Raw genomic sequence first — 19467 nt, 5'->3', positions numbered from 1 at the left:
TTGATAAAAACAGACAAGAGAGAACGCATGACCCAAGATTTTACTTTTCGCATATCGCGCATGTTTGACGCACCGCTAGCACTGGTTTGGAAAGCATGGACCCAAAAGGACATGGCCGGTAAATGGTTCGGCCCCAAAGGGTGTACAGTTACTTACAGCCGCTTTGAAATGGAACCAGGTGGTGAGTGCCGTTATGGCATGGAATTTTACGGTGCGAAAATGTACGGTAAGTGGCATCATCTCGACGTTGTTCCTCAGCAAAAACTGGTTTCTATTGTTTCGTTTACTGACAAAACGGGCGATACTATTATTGCGCACCCTGGCAAACCGGAGTGGCCAAGGCAAATATACTCGACTGTTACCTTTACTCAAAAAGGTAACAAGACAAAGGTCTTAATGGAATGGAAAGCCTATCATCCAACATCGCAAGAAGCAGAAATTTTTGCTCAGGGCAAAGAAAGCATGGATGGTGGTTGGGGTGGGTCTTTTGATCAGCTTGAGCAATACCTTGGCATACTCACCTCGCACAACGCGATTACACCGTATCTTATATTTGGTGGGCGTTGTCAGGAAGCAATTACGTTCTATGAATCGGTGCTAGACGCTAAGGTGGAAATGGTCATGCTGTTTAAAGATAGCCCCGAACCAACCCCACCAGACATGTTGCAGGCTGGTTTTGAAAATAAGGTCATGCATGCGAGCTTTGTTATTCATGGGACACGTATCATGGCATCCGATGGGTGCGATGATAAAACGCCTATCAGCGGATTTTTGCTATCGCTTTCGCTGCTTATGGGTGAAATTGATGTCATTTTCGCCAAACTGTCTGAAGGTGGAGATGTGCGTATGCCGCTTGCCAAAACATTTTGGTCGCCACGCTTTGGTATGCTCACGGATAAATTTGGGGTGCAATGGATGCTTATTGTGCCGGACGAATTGGCTTAAAGTGTTCGTCCCTGTGTGCGATCAGATGAAGGCGGTTGTTTATATTTATAGTTAAAGCAGATCTGTTTGATAGATTCATTTTTTATGAGGTTCAACGCTGTATTGCCTTGATTGTTGGTGATGGTGATGTCAGGTTTTGCTTCAAGCAAGCGTTGAACTGATTTGACGTTGCTATCCTTGATGGCGATATGCAAGGGAGTATTTCCTTGATCATTTTTTATGTTGACTAAGTTTGGATTATGCTTAATGAGCGTATCGATAGTTTTTTTCTTATTCTTTTGAATGGCATGATGAAGTGCTGTGTTGCCGGTTTTATCCTTAATGGATGGATCTGCTCCGTTATTAAGAAGTTGTTGGGTTGCTTTATCCTTTCCTTTGGCGGCGGCAAGGTGCAGTGGTGTACATCCAGACGTATTAACGCAATTAACGAGGGCATTATGTTTGAGCAAGTTTATAATGATCTTGGACATACCATTTTTGGCGGCGAGATGAAGGGGATACGTGTCATGGTGATTTACAAGATTAACGTTAGCTCCTCTTTCTATGAGTAACGCGGCAGTTTCTTTTTCTTCATGGTCGAGCGCCATGTGCAAGGCTGTATTGCCATGGGTATCCTGCTGATTAATCAGGTTAATATCGGTTCCACGCTTTAGAATGAATTCTATGTTAGCATCATTGCCTTCAATAGCGGCGTAATGTAGTGCAGTCCTTCCAAGGTTATCGGTGGCGTCTAGCAACGCTCCTTTGTCGATAAGTGCCTCTAATAGGTTGGTTCCTGAAAATTTTGCTGCGTAATGCAGGGGTGACAGATGATTTGGATTGCGTAGATTAATGTTTGCACCTGCCTCGAACATTATTCTGACCAACTCTGTATTGTCTTGTAATGCGGCTTCATGCAAGACTCCTTCACCGCTGCCGTTGAGCGCATCGGGATGTGCGCCGGCAGATAATAATATAGAAAGAGCACGCGTATTTTTAGAACTGACGGCTGTTGAAAATAGCATCCCTCCGTGTTGTTTCAGGTATTCTCCTGCCTTAGGCGAGCTGCAGAGTGATGTTAATAAATCATGATCTTCTTCTTGAATAGCATAGTGCATTTTCCATCCCAAAGAATCTGCGTTATAGCTCTGTAACATGTTAAAAATACCCTGATTTTTGGCAACTCTTGCTGCTTCAAGTGGAGTCTTTCCAAGATGTTTAGCTTGAATGTCAATCCCATAAGCAATGAATACTTCAGCAACACGATACTCACCCCATTGAATGGCTTGATGTAAGTAATTTCCTCTAGGGCCAGTTTTGTTGATATTGGCACCATGTTTGATTAGTAATTTTACATCCTTGGCTTTGCTTTTTTCAACTAACCAAGCCATAATGGGATAATCGCGTGTACAAGGGATTGAATCGGGATGCCTATCCGTTGTTTGCAGGAAGGTCTGAAGGCTATAATTTCTGGAATATAATTTCACTTGTTCCAGAGAATCAATATAGTTTTTGGCTTCATCCATCGTAATAATGCGTTGCTCAAGCTGATTACAAATAGGTTGTTTGAAAGGCTCTGCTAATATCGAACCTAATAATTTAACATAATCATCTCGGGATGCTTGCAAATAACGTATGGCTACTTCAGGTTTTTGAATCATTTCCTTGGGAGGGCGGATGACAAAGCGTTGGTTGTTAGGTAGGCATAAAATATGAGTTTCTGCTCGAATGATGGCATCTTCAAAAAGTTGTACATAAGGAGAATGGTTTTTGTTCTCTGTTAGTGCTGTTTGAATCCCTTCAATGTTTCCCTTCATAAGAGTTGGATACGATTTACTGCCGTGGATGATGAGTAGTGAACCTGAGGGCAAAAACTGGTAGTCAGGCATTGCAGCCCCAGCGAAGCAACTCCATAAATGGATATAAAGCTGAGAAGGGGAGGCTGTATTTTTATCTTTAGCAGCTAAGTCCGTAAGTATTTCAAAAAGGTATGACGTGCGTTTGTTGGTGTCATCAAGCAGATGAATGGTATGGGAACCCCTGGTATTAAGCGCATGCCCCCAGATGTCAATGCGAGTCGAGCCATCAATCTTATCCTTTAATTGTTCTAGACTTTTTTTAGAAACTAAGTTCTGGCCATTCCCCACCAATAAAATCGAGTCTGCGCCATTTCCTTTCTCCGCCCATTGGATGCAATGCTCTCTGAGACTTGAGATCAGATTTTCATTATGATCAGGGCCTACGATGATGACCCATTTATAAGGTTGCTTACCCATGATTTATTCTGTTTACTTAAATTTTATTGACTTTTTGGTGAATTTAATTAGTTTATAATTGGTTTTTCCGGTTTATAATGGAAATTATATCTTAAGGTTATTAATTAAATCTCTTTGTTTTATTAAAAGTATATTTATGAAAGCAGTAAATGTCTCGGATGATTTATCACGTATCATAAGATCGTTAGACGAAAATACTGCTAGTGACTTGGATTTATCCCATATGGCTTCCGCAGAGTCTTTTCATCTATTCTCGGTTGATGAGATGAATTGCCTCATCGACGCATTGCATCGAAACACAAGTGTGGTAACGCTATCATTAGCCAATCAAACGATTCTCGGATTAAACACAGACGATGGTTTGGATAGTTTTTTCGATCGATTGTTAGATTCAATGCACAATAAACGAGGCTTATCTAAGCTTAACATGGAGTCTTGTTCAATTGCGTCTATTGATGTAAAGCGTTTATTTAAACTTTTAAAGCAAGTGGCTCCACAACAGCAATTGCGCATTAATTTGCAACAAAATCAAATTTATGCGGATGATTTTATAATGTTGTTAAATAAATGTTCTAAAGCCGATATCCCCGCATTCTCCTCTTTGGAGATCAATCTCATGAGCAATCCGATTAGCCAACGGCGGGAAACTCAAACAGCTTTATCAACTAAAAAAATGGCGGAGGTAACGTCGATGATGAAAAAATTACCCGGCAACGTCACATTATTACATAGCAACAACCAGCTTAAAAGATCATTAGAATTATCGAACGTCTTGCCGCAGAAGGCGCCATCGATCATCTGATATGGGTAAGAGTACAGCAACAGGACTTATAGCGGACTCAAAATCGTTGCCCAAAATCCCAATTCTTGTAGAGCGAGCGGGATACTGAGGGAGTTAGATCCAAAATTTAGTTTAACCTAACAAGTATCATTAAAACTATTACCAGAGCTGTAAGCACCGAATATACGCTATTTTTGGGGGTGATGATGCTTATCGCATAACCGGTGTATATCCCTGGCCTTGGCTGGACTGGGCATTAATTTCCTGAATGGCTTTTTCAAGTGCTACGGTACGTTCAGGGTTGGTGGGGTGAGTTGATGTGCTGTAGATGGCATCGGGATGACGGACAGACATTCGTCGCCAAAATTGGGGGGCTACTCTAATATCATAACCAGCCATAGCGCTTAAATAAAGCCCGACATAATCGGCTTCTTTTTCCTGGGAAATGGAGGTGTGGTTGGCGGCATTACCATCGGCTTTGATATCACCCATGATTCCCATTTGTGTAAGATAGACAAAGGCATCAAAAAATCCTTCGGCAATTTTACCAGTATTGAAATTTTGGTAGGAAGTATGACTCAATATATTATGGGCATACTCGTGGCCGATGATCATGGCAAGTTCATGGTCGCTGGAAATAAAATCGAGCATAGCCGTGGTAATCGTGACGGCATTGCCTGTGGCATAAGCATTGATATCCTGATCAGGTTCAATATTAATCTTATAGCGGCAGGTTGAGGCATCGCTCCCTAATTTAGGACAAAGTACAGAGGCTGCCTGGGCGATGCGGGTATTAACGGAATTAACGTAGGATTCCTGCCGTTGATGTTCGGCGGCAATAAAAAGTTCCTGGCGCTTGGCTTCCGCTTTAATGTCGGAAGAGGTCAATTGCGGTGGCTTAGTCAGCGTTTGACTACACGCACTTAATGCCAGCAAGAGAGGTAAATTAAAAATCTTCCATTTTTTTATCATAAGCCATTCTACCATAAATCATTAAAAAAATCATATTTTTCAGTGGGTTCAAGAAAAAAAATTTTATAATAGAAGCATTTTCATGGGCTTTGGCACGTTTGGTACTTGTTATCTTTTGGGGGAGTGGTTAAAGTAGAAGACCATCCAAATCAACATAGGGGTTGTTATGGTTAATAAGCAAAAACAAGTAGCGGTGATTGGTGCAGGAGCCTGGGGCACGGCGTTGTCCGTTGCATTAACGCGAGCCGGGTGCCATGTAGTTATTTGGGCATTTGAAGAAGATGTCGTGCAGTCGATTAATCAAGCGCATGAAAATACCCGCTATCTTCCAGGCATTACATTACCCAATTCGGTAACGGCGTCTCATGATGTTGCGGTACTTGTGAATGCCGAGTCACTGTTTTGGGTTGTTCCTGCCCAGCATTTACGCAGTGTTGCAGTTAAAATGGCGATGGCCGATATCCCGAATCATGTATCGCATGTCATCTGCACTAAGGGTATTGAGAATAAAACCAACGCCTTGATGACGGAGGTTTTGGCTGAATCATTTCCTCTCCATCCTAAAGCTGTTTTAGCTGGTCCTAATTTTGCAGAAGAAGTGGCGGCAGGAAGCCTTGCGGCCACAACGATAGCATGTGACAATAACAAGTCGGCAGAGCGCATTGCTACCTTATTGCGAAGCAATGTTCTAAAAGTGACGACCTGTGACGATGTGGTGGGAGCGCAAGTGTGTGGTACGGCTAAAAATGTGTTGGCTATTGCTTGTGGGATATTAATGGGAATGGGGTATGGTGAGAGCACAAAAGCAGCGGCTATTACTAGCGGTTTTCATGAAATACAGGCATTGGTAAAAGCTAAAGGTGGCACAGGCTCGTCGTTGATTGAGTTTTCTGGAATCGGCGATCTGGTACTGACTTGTGGAAGTGCGAAGTCGCGTAATATGTCGCTTGGGTTCGCTCTAGGCAAGGGAGAGTCGCTTGAATCTCTCCTTTCTAATAGGCAATCGGTAGCGGAAGGAGTGGCTTCAGCGCTTTCGATTCATAGTATGACTGATGTTCTAGGAGTAAAGCTTCCGCTGTGCGAAGCTGTTTACCAAGTACTTTATAACAACGGGCATGTCGAGGATATTGCAAGGGCTGTGTTTAGTTAAGAGCTAAATGTTATCTGAGTTCACGTTATAGATTATTAAAATAGTGCATCATGGCAATAATAGACATTGACTGAGCAATTAACAGGGGAACAAGCCAAAATATCAATTTATTAATAGCCCGGTCGATTTTAACATCTATGAGCAATTCCACTTTATCGAAGCGATTGTCTATTTTGCGGAACTGATTGTCATGTTCAATAAGCTTCTTGTCCATGTTGTCGAATCGTTCATCTATTTTAGTAAATCGTTCATCTATTTTAGTAAATCGTTCATCTATTTTAGCGAATCGTTCATCTATGGTAGTAAAATTATTATCCATAGAGTTAAGACGTAGATCGAGAGCTTCAATATCTTTTCGGATAAAGGCCTCGGTCACCCGGATATCAATTTTTACCGACTGAATATCATTTTCGATTAGGCTAAGCTTATTGTTAACATGTTGAACGTCACCTTTTGCGGCAAGGTTTGATAAGTTGAGTTCGTTTACTTCAACCAGCTTGCCTGTTATGGCAGCAGCCTGCTTTTCAGAAAAGTCTGCATCAACAAGTTGTTGAATGGTTTTGTAGGTATCGATAAACATTATGTCGCCATGTTTAAGAGCAATATTTTTCATTTCCTGTACCTTTGATTATACACTAAAAAATGCAATGTGAAACACGTTTTTGTATAAAAATAAAAAGAATGGATGGATGGTATCATTGCTTTGTAACTATGTCAATTGTATATCTGATTATGCAATGGAAAAATGTTTAATACCCTGAAGCTGTTTCATTTCTTCTAGATGATCAGGTGTTAGCTGAAAGCGCGAAGGAAGTGAATATTCCAAGTAATGATGAAGATGGGGAATTCTAATGGTGATACGCGAGCGGCCGGTTTTTATTGTGTGTAGAAATTGGGCTAGACGTGGAAGGTCTTCAGCGGATGTAAGTGTAATCTGCGCTCTAACGCTGAAATCCTGTAGCAATACGTCCAGTGCTTGAATGTCTGTTGCAATGATGCGCACGCCGGTATCATCTTTTTTAACATCTGCATTTAGATAAACAGAGGTTCCTGTTTCCAGAAGTTCAGTTGCTTGACGCAATAGCATCTCATCAAAGATAGAGACTTCAAATAGACCAGAAGGATCTGATAATTGCACAAAGGCAAATTTACCGCGCGGAGACGAGCGTATTTTTTTCTGGATGATGACGCCCGTGAGCCTGACGCGTCCGCTTGGAGCATCGTCATTTGAATCAAAAGCAGACGCCAGCGTGACCGATTTACTTTTTAGTAAAGGTAGCAAATGATCTAACGGGTGTGAAGACAGGAAAAAGCCAATCGCGGCAAATTCCATCTGCATACGTTCCATATTAGGCCAATCTGTAACCGTTGGTAATGGAGGGGTGATATCCTGGGCTTCAAGGCCAAAAGCATCGTCAAATAAACTAAATTGCTGGCTGTCGCGGTCCCGTGCTTTGCCATTGGCGTAAGCGGAAATCATTTCGATGGCGGCGAATAATTGGTGACGATTAGGATGAAGTTGATCAAAAGCACCCGAAGCGATCAATCCCTCTAATATTTTTTTGTTGAGAAGCTTACTGTCAACACGGCTTGCAAAATCAAATATGCTTGCATAAGGGCCATTCGTACCGCGCTCTGTGCAGATGGCTTTCATCGCCTGAACGCCAACACCTTTGATAGCGCCTAGGGCATAACGTATAGATTTAATGTTTGTTTTGTTTTTTTCTACGGCAAATAAGGCATTCGAATGATTGATGTCTGGAGGCAAAACATCCATTTGATGTGATTTGGCTTCCTGATAAAAGGTCGAGAGTTTATCGGTATCGTCTATTTCAAGATTCATTGAAGCCGTAATAAATTCAACCGGATAATTGGCTTTTAGCCAGGCTGTTTGATACGATATCAGTGCATAGGCAGCCGCATGCGATTTATTAAAGCCGTAGCCGGCAAATTTAGCAACCAGATCGAAGATGAAACTCGCCTGGTCTTTGGGGACATTGTTGGCTAATGACCCTTGTACAAATAAAGCGCGTTGCGCATCCATTTCGGCTTTAATTTTCTTACCCATCGCACGTCGTAGTAGGTCAGCTCCTCCCAAGCTATAGCCAGCCAGAACCTGCGCAATTTGCATAACCTGTTCCTGGTAGATAATAACGCCGAATGTTTCCTGAAGAATATCGGTTAAGAGCGGGTGCAAATAATCGGGTTTTTCTTTACCATGTTTGCGGGCGATATAGGTGGGTATATTATCCATCGGGCCAGGACGGTAAAGTGAAATCAAGGCAATGAGGTCTTCAAAGCAATCTGGCTTCATTTTGCTAAGTGTTTCTCGCATGCCCGCACTCTCGAGCTGGAACACGCCGACTGCATCGCCTTCGGCGAGCAATGCGTAGGATTTGGGATCATCCAGAGGAATGGTCGATATATTGATGTCTATTCCAGGTTCCGTTTGTGAGATAATGTTGCAGGTCTGCGAGATAACGGTTAAGGTTTTTAGCCCTAGAAAGTCGAATTTGACCAAGCCGGCACTTTCGGCATATTTCATCGAATATTGCACGACTAAAATATCAGATCGCGGATCGCTGTAGAGTGGGACGAGTTCTGATAAAGGACGATCCGCTATCACCACACCAGCTGCGTGGGTGGAGGCGTGACGATATAACCCTTCAAGCTGTAGTCCAATGGTTAAAAGCTGACCAATTTCTTCATCATCTTTTTTCAGGCGCTGCAATTCAACATCGCCATCGATCGCTTCTTGCAAGGTGACGGGAGCTGCTGGATTATTGGGAATCATTTTACAGATGCGATCGGTCAATGAATAGGGAAGTTGCATGACGCGTCCAACATCCCGAATGACGGCACGCGCCTGCAATTTTCCAAAGGTAATAATCTGCGCAACTCGGTCAGCGCCGTATTTATTCTGTACATAACGAATGACTTCATCACGGCGATCCTGACAAAAGTCGATATCAAAATCCGGCATCGATACACGCTCAGGATTTAAGAATCGTTCAAATAGAAGCTTAAAACGGATGGGATCTAGGTCCGTAATCTCTAGCGACCAGGCAACAACGGAGCCTGCTCCTGATCCCCTTCCTGGACCAACGGGGATTCCTTCGCGCTTACTCCAGCGTATAAAGTCGGATACAATGAGGAAATAACCAGGGAATTTCATTTTGGTAATAACGTCTAATTCAAAATGAAGACGGTCGTAATAGAGTGTGCTCAGTTCGACCCGTTCCTGCTCGGTGTGATGAGGTTTAAAAACATGGATATCAAGGCGTTTTTGCAAACCTGCCAATGATAATGCTTTTAGTTCGTCTGCTTCATTTTTATCATCGGTACATGGGAACTTAGGCAGCATTGGTGGGCGCTCTTCACTCATCACAGAACAGCGTTGAGCGATAGCAACTGTGTTTTCAATAGCTTCGGGCAAGTCGGAGAATAATTCGACCATTTCCGCAGATGACTTAAAGAAATATTCGGGAGTCAATTGTTTGCGATTATCATCCGTTAAGTAAGTGCCTGATGAAATACACATGAGTGCTTCATGCGCTGTATGCATGGAACGATTGGTAAAGTAAGCATGATTGGTGGCAACCAGGGGATATGTTGTGCATAGGCGCAATCAATCAGATACGATTCCAGAATGGTTTCTTCTTCGCGGCCATGTCGTGATAATTCAATATACAGGCGATCTCCAAATAACGTGTGAAGAGACTGTAACCATTGTATGGCGTCTGTTTCTTGGTTGTTAAGCAGAAATTGCCCTACCAGGCTCTCACTTCCACCTGTAAAGGCTATTAGACCAAGATGGTGTGCATTCAGGTTTTCCCACGTAATATGAGGGGCAAGTCCGGGAGTGATGGCGGTATAACTATCGCTCACTAATTTAAGCAGGTTTTGATAACCATTTTCATTTTGTGCATAGAGGGGTAATTCCCAATATTGGCCCTCTTTATTCGGATGCGGTAGTGACACAATGCAGCCGATAATGGGTTGGATTCCCTTGCTAGTACAGGCTTTTGAAAACTCAAGGGAACCAAACAAATTGGCACGGTCGCAAATAGCTACCGCAGGCATATGGTATTGTTTGCATAAGGAAGTAATATCTTCCATTTTCAGCGCACCTTCTGAAAGGGAGTAAGCGCTGAAAACCCGTAAATGAATGTAAGGTGAAATACCCATAATTTAAAAGGAAAATGATCGAATGTGCGACATGATAAATCTTACCTAAGGATAGTGCAATCCTTATTCATGATTTGCCATGTGTTTAAGCCCTGACTGTAAATAAGCATAGCCGGTTAGTATTGTCAATAAGGCGGCCAACCATAGGGCAATATTTCCTAGATGATTGATTCGCTCGAACACTTCGCCATTATTTCCAAGGAGAAGTAAAAATATTGCACCCATTTGGACGCCTGTTTTTATTTTTGATAATTTACTGACCGGAACACTCACATTAATCCCTGCCAGAAATTCACGCAGTCCAGATACCAGAATCTCGCGGCATATGATCAAAAGAGCGGGAATAACATCCGCACGGTTAAAATGTACCAACATAACAATGCAGGCCGAAACCAGAAGTTTATCGGCAATAGGATCAAGGAACCTGCCTATCAACGACTGAGCAGAAAGTGCCCTGGCGAGCATCCCATCAAAATAGTCGGTAATGCTGGCGAACAGAAAAAGAGTTGCGGCCACCCAGTTAGCGATGGCAGTATCAATATAGAAGCTGCCTATGATAACGGGTATGAGGGCTATACGGCTTATGGTAAGGATGTTAGGAAGGTTTTTCATCATATCCACTGTTGTTGATGTTGCTTATTCCTTGTTTTCCCTACATAATAAACTGCCGGGATCAGCCCATTGGTTTAAAATGAAAGGTGTTACTAGGAACATGTTAAAATATTTAAAACCCCTTGTCATCAGTTTTATCATGATTGTGCAGTTATCGTCGTGTGCAGGTAAAAAAGAGTCGCCTGAAGATAAAGTAGCAAAAATACCGCCTGTTGAAGAATTATATAATACCGGTATGAATCAAGTTCAAAAGGCTGATTATAAAGATGCCATTAAAACCTTCGCACAAATCGAACAGGAATATCCTTATTCTCAGTGGGCAACGCAAGGCCATTTAATGTCGGCCTATGCAATGTTCGAAGATGAATTTTATGATGAATCCATTGATTCTCTTGAGCGTTTTATCAGTCTTCACCCAGGGCATAAAAGCGTGAGTTATGCTTATTATCTAAAGGCGTTGTGTTATTATAACCGCATCTCCACTGTGAATCGTGATCAGGATATGACTTCAAAAGCAGGCGATTCTCTACAAGAAGTGATTTTGCGTTTTCCTCATTCTCCTTATGCCAAGGATGCGCGAGCTAAATTGGATTTGGTATCAGATCACTTGGCAGGCAAGGAGATTGAAATTGGCCGTTTTTATTTAAAACAAGGTAACCTACTTTCAGCTATTAACCGCTATAAGAAAGTTCTCGAAAATTATCAAACAACTTCCCATACACCAGAGGTTCTCTATCGCTTAGTTGAAGCCTACGTACAGTTAGGGGTCAATGTGGAAGCACAAAAATATGCTGCGGTTCTTGGCTTTAATTATCCAGGAAGTACATGGTATCAATATGCCTTTGGACTTATGAATAGCAAGCATATCCCTGTTAAAAAGGCGCAAGACCTCAAAGCAAAGCCTTCGTGGTGGAAAGGGGACTGGATTAAGAAAGATAAAAAGAACAATAACGAGAACACACAGACAGAAATCCAACCTCAGTAGTTAGTTTTTTTGTTAATCATGTGTATCTCTTGATCCCATCAAAGAAGAAAAAAATCCCTTGGTTATCTTAACTATCCTGTAGCTTTCATAAATGCTTATTTAGAAGTATCGGGCATGGGGCCTCTGACGTAAATTGTTGTTGCCTAACAAATCTGTTTGCGCTAGATATAAAATTTCAATTTTAACTTGAATTAATATTCATAATTTCATCCTGTAATTGAAATATCAATTATGTGTGAAAAATGAAGATTAATTTTTATTAACAAAATAATTAAAGTCATTCACTATGTTGATAGCGTATTATTATGGGAAGCCGGAAGAGGGACGCGTTTGTGGATTTAAATATCCAACGATATGTCCGCAAAGGGCTGAAAGCACTCGGGAATTAATCACTATTCCTTACGACTACGCTGGCAATGCACTCACAGAAGCCGATTCGCACATTAAAAAAGAAAATGAATGCGCTGTGAATGCAAACCGAGTTGAGTATAGTGAGCTCAAACGAAGTTTTATCACGTTTCCTGGACTTTTACATGAAAGAGATATTGAGCCATTTTTAGTTATGTTTTGGAATCAGAATGTCGGACTTATTTTGACGCTCACGAGCAGTCCCAAAGAAGGAGAAGTCCATCATTTGTATAAGATAGCTGGAAAAACATTTGGAGGATTTAAAATTGGTGCGATTAAGGAACCCTATTTGTACCCATCGGATGAAATGGATGTCCTAGAGGTCGATGTTACGTACACGACTAAAGAGGGGGAAAATGAAACTCGCCCGCTGAGGCAGATTCGTTATAAACAATGGAATGATAAACGAGGCATTGACAAGAATAATCAAATGGCCTTTGAAAAGTTCAACCGACTCATTCAAATGGTTCTGACATATGAGATACATTCTGAAGATCCTATTGCTGTCAATTGTGATGCGGGCGTTTCGCGCAGTAGTACATTTTTAATCGCTTTTTTGGCTCATCAATTATCTAGTCAAGGACGGGATGTGAATTATCGGAATATTCAGTGGGAACTTGGAAAATCTACGTATATTTGGGATCATTCTAACGGAGCGCAGCCCGAGCAACTTAAAGCCTATATTAACCATTTAAATCAGCGTCCCAACGTTTATCATCCTCCATGTTTACTAGGTCCTGAATCAGTCGGTAAAAAGAGGTGCGAAATGGAAAATAGAGACGGCAGAGACGAGGGAATAAATGTTAGACACAATAAAATCTCGCTCATCACACCGCACACCTCAGATAGATCGGCTATAACTGAGGATCCCCAACATGTAATAGGCGCTCATACTGACTCTGTGGTAAAACGAAGGAAACTTTCCTATTTGGATAACAACACACGTGATTTTACATAACGATGAAAAAAGATAGCGTATATTCAGTGCTTATGGCTTTCGCCATAGTTTTAACTGGTCTTTTTACGTTAAATTTCGGTCGCCATTGATTTAAGCCGTGTGGATTAGAAATGAGTGCTACTGTTTCTTTGACAGACTAGGATCATGAATGCTGTAGCCAACGGAACGGATGGTTTTGATGATATCGCGATCGTCTTTAGAAAGCTCAAGAGCCTTACGGAGACGGGCGATGTGGGCATCAACCGTACGAATTTCGATATAACGTGAATTACCCCAAACTTTGGTCATCAATTTTTCACGCGATAAAACGCGCTCAGGGAATTCCATCAAACACTGCAAAATACGATATTCTGTAGGGCCCAAATGCAGTTGTTTACCATCACGTGTCACAGAACAGGAACCTAAATCCATTCTAATGCCAGCATATTCCAATATTTCAGATGAGAAGGCCGGGCGCATGCGACGAAAGAGTGCGTTGATACGGGCAATCATTTCTGCAGGAGAAAAAGGTTTCACAACGTAATCATCAGCCCCTGTTTCAAGACCCATAACTTTATCCTGTTCTTCGCCCCGGGCAGTTAACATGATAATAGGGATATGCTTTGTTTCGGGATTGTTACGCAAAATAGTGCAGATCTCTAATCCAGAAAGAGAGGGAAGCATCCAATCCAAAACGATTAAGTCTGGCTTACTTTCATTGATCATCAGTATCGCTTCCTCACCATCGTGGGTAACCCGCACGCGATAACCTGCTTTCTCAAGATTATAATGAAGTAGAGTCGCGATCGACTTTTCGTCCTCAACTACTAAAATAGATGGTTTTAATTCGCTTTTTGCAGACATAGTACTGTTCCAGACTATTAGACTATATCTCTATTTAACACAAAAATACTTAATTTTCTACTAAAATAGGTGAATGATTAAATATGGGCATTAAATTTTAAAGTTATATTAACCAAAGCGGCCTGTGATATAGTCTTGAGTTTGTTGAAGTTTTGGCTGAGTAAAAATAGTGCTGGTTTCATCAAATTCCACCAGTTTACCCAGATGAAAGAAGGCGGTATATTTGGATACGCGAGCTGCTTGCTGCATGGAGTGGGTAACGATAACAATGGTATAATCTTTACTAAGATCGTCAATAAGGTCCTCAACTTTAGCTGTTGCAATAGGGTCAAGCGCCGAACATGGTTCATCCATAAGAATAACCTCCGGTCGTATAGCAATTGTGCGGGCAATACATAAACGCTGTTGCTGACCACCCGACAGACTGGTTGCTGGTTCGTGCAAACGATCCTTTACCTCATTCCATAGACTCGATTTTTGCAAGCTTTCTTCAACAATTTGATCGCATTCTGCTTTTGATTTGATCAGGCCATGAAGTTTGGGGCCATAGGTGATGTTGTCATAGATAGACTTAGGGGAAGGGATTCGGTTTTTGAAAAACCATCCCCACTTTTGCACGCAACTGCACTGCATCAACAGATTTTTCATAAATATCTTGATTATCAAGGGTGATAAGTCCTTGAACCTGGCAGCCCAAAATCAAATCATTCATCCGGTTCATACAGCGTAAGAATGATGATTTTCCACAGCCTGATGGTCCTATAAGAGCAGTAACCGTATTGGCTTCGATGTTTACCGAAATATCAAATAAAGCCTGTTTTTCTCCGTAAAAAAGATTAACATTTTCGGCTCTTATGCGAACGTTATTCTCGTGTGCGTTGGGCTGAGCAGGTGTATTCATATGGTTACCATTTATTCTCATATTTTTTACGGATAATTGCGGCTACGGTGTTTAAGACAATCAAGATAGCTAATAATATCATGATAGCGGCCGAAGTTTTTTCAACGAATCCAAGCTCAGCGCTGTCTGCCCAGGTGAATATTTGAACGGGAAGTGGTGCTGCGGGATCAAAGAAGGTTTGGGGAACGTCAACAACAAAGGCAACCATGCCGATCATAATGAGCGGTGCCGTTTCACCGAGTGCGCGTGCGATACTTAATATAGTTCCTGTCATAATGCCGGGCATGGCCAGTGGAACCACATGATGAAACGTGGTTTGAATCTTAGAGGCGCCAAGTCCCATGGCCGCATCACGAATAGAAGGAGGGACAGCCCTAAGAGAATTACGAGCGGTAATGACCATAATAGGCAGTACCATTAATGCTAATGTTAATCCACCTACTACAGATGCAGATCTCGGTAATTCCATAATGTCCAGATAAAGGGCTAGTCCTAATAGTCCAAAAACAATAGAAGGAATCGCAGCCAGGTTATTGATATTAATCTCAATTAAATCGGTTAGAAAATTCTTGGGGGCAAATTCTTCTAGGTAAACGGCAGTAAGAACCCCAAGCGGGAAAGCGATAATAAGACATGCCAGAATGGTGTATAGCGATCCAAGAACGCTTCCAAAAATCCCCGCAAGTTCTGGTTCTCGCGAATTACTAGCTGTAAAGAAAAGAATATTAAATTTTGTTTTAATCAGACCTTTGCTCTCTAGCGCCTTAATCCAGGCGAGCTGTTTATCTTTAAGTTTACGTTGGGATTCTGGTGTTTTATCACTGATGCGGCCTTTGATATACATGTCGACATTGGAGGAAGCAGGAAGCCAGATAGCTTTCGATGTATTAAGTAACGAATCATCTTTCATTAAAGCTTTCTTTAAGGTTGTCCCAGCCCCACGACTGAGCAACGAAAAAAGAGCCCGCTTCTGATGAGGTTCAGTAACATCAGGGAATTCCTTAAGCAGGCTTTGGCGAACCAATTCTTGAAAATCGGCAAACATAAGGTTTTCCTGCAATGAGGCAGATGTTTCTTCTGCTGAGATACTGGATACTAATATAGTTTCATCAAAGGTAACTGGTAATTGGATATAGGTTTGATAAAACCCGGTATATCCCTTCGCCGTAATACATGCCAACAGAAAAATAAGAAAAACGAAAGCCATGATAATGGCAGTCAACCCATAGAATTTGAAACGTTTCTCAGCACGGTAGCGCTTCTTTAGACGTGCTTGAAATTCAATGGAATCGAAATATGACGATGATGAATGAGGAGATACTTTATTCATATTTTTCACGATATTTTTTCACGATAAGCAAAGCGATTACGTTTAAACAGAGTGTCACCATGAACAATGTTAAGCCTAAAGCAAACGCAGCTAAGGTTTGAGGACTGTCAAATTCCTGGTCGCCAACCAGGAGCATCACAATTTGAGCTGTGACGGTGGTGACGGGTTGAAGAGGGTTAAAGGTAAAATTGGCAGCAAGACCTGCCGCCATAAAGACGATCATGGTTTCACCAATGGCGCGCGAAATCGCAAGCAGACAGGCGCCCATTATGCCAGGAAGAGCAGCTGGAACGATCACCTTGCGTATGGTTTCGGAGAGCGTAGCCCCCAAGGCAAGAGAGCCTTCACGGAGAGACCGTGGGACTGCATGTAAAATATCATCGGATAAGGACATGACAAAAGGAATAATCATAATTCCCATAACCAAGCCTGCAGCCAAAGCGCTTTCGGTAGCAATCGGTACTCCTATGATTTCTCCAGTGTTGCGCAGTAAAGGAGCCATAACCGTGGCTGCAAAAAATCCGTAAACTACGGTTGGTATACCAGCTAAAATTTCAAGAAAAGGTTTAATCCAGGTGCGCCATGCAGGGGACGTGTATTCTGACAGGAAAATGGCCGATAATAAACCGCAAGGAGCAGCGATCAGCATGGCAATTCCCGTAATCAAAAGTGTACCACAAAAAAGTGGTAATATCCCAAATCCTTCGGATAGATGTTCGCCAGTAGCTTGTTGAGGGCTCCAGTGTGTTCCGAAAAAGAATGCCAGCGGAGAGACTGATTTAAAGAACCGAAGAGATTCAAAGAAGATAGAAATAACAACAGCAAGCGTAATAGCAATAGAGGCGGCGGCTGAAGCGAATAAAAGAACGTTGATCCATTTCTCAACATGGTTACGGGCGCGATAATATGGCGTAAATTTGAGATGTATAAAAAGGGCAGTACCGGCTGAGGCAACAAGGAGTGTACCTAGAAAAACAGGCATCCCCGAAACGCTACTATCATGGACAATATGTTTGAAATATTTAACGCCAGAGAGTATCACGACGAAACTTAGCATAAACCATAATGCAGCCGTATAGCCATAATAGCTGGAGAGTGAATGAAGACGTATCTGCGCTTTGCGCGACCGTGCTACGCCCACATTTCGGCCGTACATAAACATGAGAACAACAAAGGCTATCGCAACAAAAAACGCCGGAAGGTTCTGCATAAAGGTTCAACTAATTTATCTTGGGGTTATGTTTAGACTAAATCCTGGGTTATTGCAATCAGTTCAAAGAGAAAGAGTCTTCTCTTTAAACAGGCAGGGAGTAATGTTGCATAATTGCAACAGGGGGGGCAAGCTTCCTCCTTTTGATTTTATGATAATGCGTAATATTTGATGGTATAGCCGAGAAAGTTAAGGAGGAGATACACAATGATTGGAGAATAGTCAAATCCTGAGCGGATGGAGAAAAAACGGCGAATAGGACGAAGTACCGGCTCTGTAATTGAGACAAAGAACTGATAAATAGATGATACCAGGTTGTTATGAGGGTTTAGGATACGAAGGGATATTAGCCAACTCATGATGACCGCGATCAAAATAGCCCAGGAGTAGATGTCAATTAAGGTAAGCGTAATATAGATGATAGGATTCATAATGCCTGACATTTTAAATTTAAAGCTGCCAGAAATATACTGAATCTGATATAACTGTGCAAGGAAGAATCCTAAAGCATGGAGTCGCCGATGCGTCTAGAACAAAAAGATAAGATTAGCTCTTACAGAGAATCATTATATAATCCTGAGCAAGCATGGCTTGCAGAATTACACGAATCACTTATTGATCAACGGCGTTTTATGCAGCTAGGGGTAACCGAAGTTCGCTTCCTTCAATTTTTAGTGGCATTATATCAGCCAAAACTCATTGTGGAGTTTGGGACATTAATTGGATATTCAGCGCTTGCTATGGCGCAAGAATTAAATGAAGACGGCCGCATTATCACGTTTGAGAGTAATCCAGAACATGTGGCTATTGCCCAAAAGCATTTCAAAAAATATCCAGGTGGCCATAAAATAATGCTGATGGGAGGCGATGCCCACCAGCAATTAAGAGAAATAAAGTGGGAGCAAAATGTGGATATGGTTTTTATTGATGCTGACAAAGGGGGGTATCCTGATTATTTGAATTGGGCAGAAGAAAACCTCAAGCCTGGTGGATTGATCGTTGCTGATAATACGTTATTGTTTGGCGCGGTACTTCAAGATAAAAAGCCTGATGGTGTTTCAATGAACAGTTATAAAGCTATGCAGGAATTCAACTTAAGGCTGGCTGATAAAACGAAATACCTGGCAGTCATGATCCCTTCAGATGAGGGGGTGACTGTGGCGATTAAGCGGTAGCGAATAAAGATATGAGAATAGCACTTGCAAAATAGTCAGAAATCGATATGCTGTACGCCTTAGTTTATGATAGCGTGGACGGGTTTTCGCGTTTTTCTACTTTAGGAGATTGATTTATATGGCGTTTTACGAAACCACATTTCTTGCTAGACCTGACATTTCAAGCCAGGCAGTTGAGAAACTAACACATGATATTTCGAGTGTTATCACCGAAAATGGCGGCAAGGTATTAAAAACAGAATATTGGGGTTTGCGTACCCTGGCTTATCTGGTTAAGAAAAACCGTAAGGCTCACTATTCTCATATTGGGTTTAGTGCTCCGCATGAAGTGGTTAAAAAATTAGAAAAAAGCCTGCGTTATAACGAAGATGTTTTACGCAGTGCGATTATCAGTGTTGAGGCAGTTGACAAAAAACCATCTCCACTTATTGACGATCGTGAAAAAGCTGGCGAAGAAGCCAATTAATAGAACAGATAGTGAGGAATCATGAGTAAGACTTCAACAACAGAGAAAGCGTCTAATAAGCCCTTCTTTCGTCGTAAACGTCAATGCCCTTTGCAAGACGTACATGTCGATTATAAAGATGTAAAACTTCTTCAGGGATTTATCTCTGAGCGTGGCAGGATCCTTCCTTCACGTATTACTTCTGTTTCAGCCAAGAAACAGCGTCAGTTGAAAAAAGCAATTAAGTTGGCCCGCGTATTAGCGCTGCTTCCTTTCGTTGCCCGCTAATTAGCAACCCATTAAGTCATA

At 41.9% G+C, this 19467-nt stretch carries 18 protein-coding genes and 1 pseudogene; 8 read left to right on the top strand and 11 right to left on the bottom strand.

Annotation, left to right across the window (positions count from 1 at the left end):
* The first annotated feature begins 462 nt into the window (after nucleotides 1-462).
* Nucleotides 463-945, top strand: coding sequence for a VOC family protein (locus IPP74_01885; protein ID MBL0318045.1), 483 nt, complete (start codon nucleotides 463-465; stop codon nucleotides 943-945).
* Here the strand turns inward: IPP74_01885 and IPP74_01880 are convergent.
* Entirely contained in the window at nucleotides 942-3200 is a 2259-nt protein-coding gene (locus IPP74_01880; GenBank protein MBL0318044.1) for an ankyrin repeat domain-containing protein, read from the bottom strand. The genes IPP74_01885 and IPP74_01880 overlap by 4 nt on opposite strands.
* A 136-nt stretch (nucleotides 3201-3336) precedes the next feature.
* Here IPP74_01880 and IPP74_01875 point away from each other — a divergent pair, with 136 nt between their 5' ends.
* Complete coding sequence (locus IPP74_01875; protein MBL0318043.1) at nucleotides 3337-4002, top strand: hypothetical protein; 666 nt, start codon at nucleotides 3337-3339, stop codon at nucleotides 4000-4002.
* A gap of 189 nt (nucleotides 4003-4191) precedes the next feature.
* On the opposite strand, the gene IPP74_01870 is transcribed toward IPP74_01875, so the two are convergent.
* Complete coding sequence (locus tag IPP74_01870; protein MBL0318042.1) at nucleotides 4192-4953, bottom strand: M48 family metalloprotease; 762 nt, start codon at nucleotides 4951-4953, stop codon at nucleotides 4192-4194.
* Between the two features lie 166 nt (nucleotides 4954-5119).
* Between IPP74_01870 and IPP74_01865 the strand changes: the two genes are divergently transcribed.
* Nucleotides 5120-6103 carry an NAD(P)-dependent glycerol-3-phosphate dehydrogenase gene (locus IPP74_01865; GenBank protein ID MBL0318041.1) on the top strand — a complete coding sequence of 328 codons (984 nt, stop codon included), beginning with the start codon at nucleotides 5120-5122 and terminating at the stop codon, nucleotides 6101-6103.
* A gap of 25 nt (nucleotides 6104-6128) precedes the next feature.
* On the opposite strand, the gene IPP74_01860 is transcribed toward IPP74_01865, so the two are convergent.
* From IPP74_01860 to pgsA, 4 genes are all read right to left on the bottom strand, one after another.
* The gene (locus tag IPP74_01860) at nucleotides 6129-6716 is read right to left on the bottom strand and encodes a DUF1640 domain-containing protein (GenBank protein MBL0318040.1); all 588 of its coding nucleotides are present in this window, start codon (nucleotides 6714-6716) and stop codon (nucleotides 6129-6131) included.
* 117 nt (nucleotides 6717-6833) lie between these two features.
* Nucleotides 6834-9731 (bottom strand): DNA polymerase III subunit alpha, encoded by a 2898-nt coding sequence (gene dnaE, locus IPP74_01855; protein ID MBL0318039.1) that lies wholly within the window; start codon nucleotides 9729-9731, stop codon nucleotides 6834-6836.
* Nucleotides 9617-10291, bottom strand: a complete 675-nt coding sequence (locus IPP74_01850; protein MBL0318038.1) for a PHP domain-containing protein — start codon at nucleotides 10289-10291, stop codon at nucleotides 9617-9619. Before IPP74_01850 ends, dnaE begins: the two co-directional genes overlap by 115 nt.
* 63 nt (nucleotides 10292-10354) lie before the next feature.
* Nucleotides 10355-10906, bottom strand: a complete 552-nt coding sequence (gene pgsA / locus IPP74_01845) for a CDP-diacylglycerol--glycerol-3-phosphate 3-phosphatidyltransferase (protein ID MBL0318037.1) — start codon at nucleotides 10904-10906, stop codon at nucleotides 10355-10357.
* Between the two features lie 97 nt (nucleotides 10907-11003).
* On the opposite strand from pgsA, the gene IPP74_01840 reads away from it, so the two are divergent.
* Together IPP74_01840 and IPP74_01835 are read left to right on the top strand one after the other, a co-directional pair.
* Nucleotides 11004-11888, top strand: coding sequence for an outer membrane protein assembly factor BamD (locus tag IPP74_01840; GenBank protein ID MBL0318036.1), 885 nt, complete (start codon nucleotides 11004-11006; stop codon nucleotides 11886-11888).
* 286 nt (nucleotides 11889-12174) lie between these two features.
* Nucleotides 12175-13254 carry a dual specificity protein phosphatase family protein gene (locus tag IPP74_01835; GenBank protein MBL0318035.1) on the top strand — a complete coding sequence of 360 codons (1080 nt, stop codon included), beginning with the start codon at nucleotides 12175-12177 and terminating at the stop codon, nucleotides 13252-13254.
* 117 nt (nucleotides 13255-13371) lie between these two features.
* Here IPP74_01835 and phoB read toward each other — a convergent pair whose 3' ends face one another.
* From phoB to IPP74_01810, 5 genes and pseudogenes are all read right to left on the bottom strand, one after another.
* Nucleotides 13372-14097 carry a phosphate regulon transcriptional regulator PhoB gene (gene phoB, locus IPP74_01830; GenBank protein ID MBL0318034.1) on the bottom strand — a complete coding sequence of 242 codons (726 nt, stop codon included), beginning with the start codon at nucleotides 14095-14097 and terminating at the stop codon, nucleotides 13372-13374.
* 108 nt (nucleotides 14098-14205) lie between these two features.
* Nucleotides 14206-14998, bottom strand: a pseudogene (locus IPP74_01825) (phosphate ABC transporter ATP-binding protein).
* A gap of 4 nt (nucleotides 14999-15002) precedes the next feature.
* Entirely contained in the window at nucleotides 15003-16328 is a 1326-nt protein-coding gene (gene pstA / locus IPP74_01820) for a phosphate ABC transporter permease PstA (protein MBL0318033.1), read from the bottom strand.
* On the bottom strand, nucleotides 16321-17385 hold the full coding sequence (gene pstC / locus IPP74_01815; GenBank protein ID MBL0318032.1) for a phosphate ABC transporter permease subunit PstC: 1065 nt from the start codon (nucleotides 17383-17385) through the stop codon (nucleotides 16321-16323). Before pstC ends, pstA begins: the two co-directional genes overlap by 8 nt.
* A 302-nt stretch (nucleotides 17386-17687) precedes the next feature.
* Entirely contained in the window at nucleotides 17688-17981 is a 294-nt protein-coding gene (locus IPP74_01810) for a YggT family protein (protein ID MBL0318031.1), read from the bottom strand.
* Nucleotides 17982-18059: 78 nt separating this feature from the next.
* On the opposite strand from IPP74_01810, the gene IPP74_01805 reads away from it, so the two are divergent.
* The 3 genes from IPP74_01805 to IPP74_01795 all read left to right on the top strand — a co-directional run bounded on the left by IPP74_01805 (nucleotide 18060) and on the right by IPP74_01795 (nucleotide 19446).
* Nucleotides 18060-18713: an O-methyltransferase gene (locus IPP74_01805; GenBank protein ID MBL0318030.1), complete on the top strand. Its 654-nt coding sequence runs from the start codon at nucleotides 18060-18062 to the stop codon at nucleotides 18711-18713.
* A 118-nt stretch (nucleotides 18714-18831) separates the two neighbouring features.
* Nucleotides 18832-19179 carry a 30S ribosomal protein S6 gene (rpsF, locus tag IPP74_01800; GenBank protein ID MBL0318029.1) on the top strand — a complete coding sequence of 116 codons (348 nt, stop codon included), beginning with the start codon at nucleotides 18832-18834 and terminating at the stop codon, nucleotides 19177-19179.
* 21 nt (nucleotides 19180-19200) lie between these two features.
* Nucleotides 19201-19446 carry a 30S ribosomal protein S18 gene (locus tag IPP74_01795; GenBank protein ID MBL0318028.1) on the top strand — a complete coding sequence of 82 codons (246 nt, stop codon included), beginning with the start codon at nucleotides 19201-19203 and terminating at the stop codon, nucleotides 19444-19446.
* The last annotated feature ends 21 nt before the right edge of the window (nucleotides 19447-19467 follow it).

The sequence above is a fragment of the Alphaproteobacteria bacterium genome, from assembly GCA_016722515.1.
Lineage (GTDB): Bacteria > Pseudomonadota > Alphaproteobacteria > Rickettsiales > JADKJE01 > JADKJE01.
The sequence above is the reverse complement of the archived record's forward strand: the minus strand, read 5'-3'. Positions and strand labels throughout refer to the sequence as shown.

Coding starts and splice junctions, on each gene's coding strand:
- IPP74_01885 (MBL0318045.1), top strand. CDS start 463: ATGGATGGTGGTTGGGGTGGGTCTTTTGATCAGCTTGAGCAATACCTT.
- IPP74_01880 (MBL0318044.1), bottom strand. CDS start 3,200: ATGGGTAAGCAACCTTATAAATGGGTCATCATCGTAGGCCCTGATCAT.
- IPP74_01875 (MBL0318043.1), top strand. CDS start 3,337: ATGAAAGCAGTAAATGTCTCGGATGATTTATCACGTATCATAAGATCG.
- IPP74_01870 (MBL0318042.1), bottom strand. CDS start 4,953: ATGATAAAAAAATGGAAGATTTTTAATTTACCTCTCTTGCTGGCATTA.
- IPP74_01865 (MBL0318041.1), top strand. CDS start 5,120: ATGGTTAATAAGCAAAAACAAGTAGCGGTGATTGGTGCAGGAGCCTGG.
- IPP74_01860 (MBL0318040.1), bottom strand. CDS start 6,716: ATGAAAAATATTGCTCTTAAACATGGCGACATAATGTTTATCGATACC.
- IPP74_01850 (MBL0318038.1), bottom strand. CDS start 10,291: ATGGGTATTTCACCTTACATTCATTTACGGGTTTTCAGCGCTTACTCC.
- pgsA (MBL0318037.1), bottom strand. CDS start 10,906: ATGATGAAAAACCTTCCTAACATCCTTACCATAAGCCGTATAGCCCTC.
- IPP74_01840 (MBL0318036.1), top strand. CDS start 11,004: ATGTTAAAATATTTAAAACCCCTTGTCATCAGTTTTATCATGATTGTG.
- IPP74_01835 (MBL0318035.1), top strand. CDS start 12,175: ATGTTGATAGCGTATTATTATGGGAAGCCGGAAGAGGGACGCGTTTGT.
- phoB (MBL0318034.1), bottom strand. CDS start 14,097: ATGTCTGCAAAAAGCGAATTAAAACCATCTATTTTAGTAGTTGAGGAC.
- pstA (MBL0318033.1), bottom strand. CDS start 16,328: ATGAATAAAGTATCTCCTCATTCATCATCGTCATATTTCGATTCCATT.
- pstC (MBL0318032.1), bottom strand. CDS start 17,385: ATGCTAAGTTTCGTCGTGATACTCTCTGGCGTTAAATATTTCAAACAT.
- IPP74_01810 (MBL0318031.1), bottom strand. CDS start 17,981: ATGTCAGGCATTATGAATCCTATCATCTATATTACGCTTACCTTAATT.
- IPP74_01805 (MBL0318030.1), top strand. CDS start 18,060: ATGCGTCTAGAACAAAAAGATAAGATTAGCTCTTACAGAGAATCATTA.
- rpsF (MBL0318029.1), top strand. CDS start 18,832: ATGGCGTTTTACGAAACCACATTTCTTGCTAGACCTGACATTTCAAGC.
- IPP74_01795 (MBL0318028.1), top strand. CDS start 19,201: ATGAGTAAGACTTCAACAACAGAGAAAGCGTCTAATAAGCCCTTCTTT.